A 294-nucleotide genomic window follows, 5' to 3' on the forward strand; every position below is an offset into this window, starting at 1 on the left:
TTTACCGCGGGAGGTTTTATATTCAAAATAGTGGTAATAAAATTAACGGCCCCAAGAATTGAAGAAGCCCCAGCTAAGTGGAGGGAGAAAATAGTGAGGTCTACTGAGGGTCCAGCATGGGCTAAATTACTAGCTAATGGGGGGTAGACGGTTCAGCCGGTTCCGGCTCCCGATTCAACTGCTGAGGAGGCTAAGAGTAGAAGAAAAGATGGGGGAAGAAGTCAAAAGCTTATATTATTTATTCGTGGAAGGGCTATAGCGGGTGCCCCAGGCATTAAAGGGACGAGTCGGTTT

Annotated in this window: 1 pseudogene; it reads right to left on the minus strand. The window is 46.9% G+C overall.

Features of this window, described 5'->3' with window-relative positions:
- Positions 1-294: pseudogene (locus EUU22_RS25840) on the minus strand (cbb3-type cytochrome c oxidase subunit I); the annotation flags it as partial.

Origin of the sequence: Ciceribacter ferrooxidans, assembly GCF_004137355.1 — a bacterium.
GTDB lineage: Bacteria > Pseudomonadota > Alphaproteobacteria > Rhizobiales > Rhizobiaceae > Allorhizobium > Allorhizobium ferrooxidans.